At 76.1% G+C, this 1388-nt stretch carries 1 protein-coding gene; it reads right to left on the bottom strand.

The annotated features are described in order from the left end of the window. The coding region (locus B9S58_RS00665; protein WP_146063430.1) for a beta-ketoacyl reductase at window positions 1-1388 on the bottom strand (1388 nt) is incomplete at both ends.

The raw sequence follows: 1388 nt of genomic DNA, 5'->3' as shown, positions 1-1388 counted from the left end.
TCGCGCGGCAGGCTCTCCAGGTGGGTGAGGAGGGAGCCGACCCGGGTCTGCTCGAAGAACACCATCGGGTCCACGTCGAGCCCGTCGGAGGCCAGCGAGGCGGCCAGCTCGACGGCCATCATCGAGTCGAGGCCCAGCTCCAGCAGGTCGTCCTCGGCGGAGACCGAGTCGACGTGCAGGACCTTCCGGAGGGCGAGTGTGAGCGACGGCCAGAGGCCGGCGTCGGGCGTGACAGCAGTCATGGGTGCGTCCTTCGCGTTCGCGGCGGAGAGTACGTAGTGCGCGGGCGGGCGGCCCAGGGCCGTGCGGAGCAGTGCGATGCCGTCGTCCTCGGTGAGCGCGGCGACGCCGTGCGCGGCGGCCTTGGGGGCGACGGCCTCGCCCATGCCGACCGTCCACAGGCCCCAGCCGAGGCTGTACCAGGGCAGGCCCTCGGCCCGACGGCGGGCGGCGTAGCCGTCCAGGTAGCCGTTGGCCGCGGCGTAGGTGCTCTGGCCGAGGTTGGCCCGGACGGCCGCGATCGAGGAGAACAGGACGACGAAGCCCGGGTGTTCGCCGACGGCGACGAGGTCGGCGAGGACGTGCGTGCCGCCGACCTTGGGGCCGAGGACGGCATCGACCCGGTCCGGCGTCAGGCTGCGGGCGAGTCCGTCGCGCAGTACGCCCGCCGCGTGGAACACCCCGTCGAAGGGACCGGACAGCACCTCGCCGAGGGAGCGGACGTCGGCGGCCACGATGTCGAGGTCGCAGCGCCCGGCGAGCCGGTCGAGGCGCTCGCGGGCCTCGCCCCGCTCCGGGACGGTCCGCCCGACCAGGGTCAGCCGGGCGCAGCCCTCGTCCGCGAGGAACTCGGCGACGCGCAGGCCGATGCCGCCCATGCCGCCGGTGATCAGGAACCGGCCGCCCCGGTACCGCACCTCGCGGGCGGGCGCCGGGGGCGCTGGCAGCAGGGAGGGCTCGTACCAGGCACCGTCCCGGAGGGCGAGCTCCGTGCCGTCCCGGCGCAGCGCCTCCCAGAGGGCGGCGCCGCCGTCGTCCTCCGCTCCGGCGGCCGTGCCCCGGCCGGAGCCCAGGTCGGCCAGGCTGACCCTGGTGCGGGGGTGCTCGACGCGCAGGGTGCGGCCGAGGCCCCACAGGGCCGTCATGAGGGGGTCGACGACGTCCCCCTCCGCCACCGCGTGCGCGGTGCCGGTGACGATCAGCAGGTCGGGCATAGGCGGGTGGGCGGCGAGCCGGCGGACCAGAGCGAAGACGTCCTGGAGGGCCCTGGTCGCCGCCGCCGCGTCGTCCGCCGCAGCCGGACCGCCGGGGGCCACGTAGACGAAGTCCTGCGGGACGGTGCCCTCCGGCAGGGCGTCGAGGCCCTCGTCGGCAAGCCGCTGCGGCGT

Origin of the sequence: Streptomyces sp. SM11, from assembly GCF_002910905.1 — a bacterium.
Taxonomy (GTDB): domain Bacteria; phylum Actinomycetota; class Actinomycetes; order Streptomycetales; family Streptomycetaceae; genus Streptomyces.
Note: the sequence above shows the minus strand (reverse complement) of the source record. Positions and strands in the feature narration are given on the sequence as shown.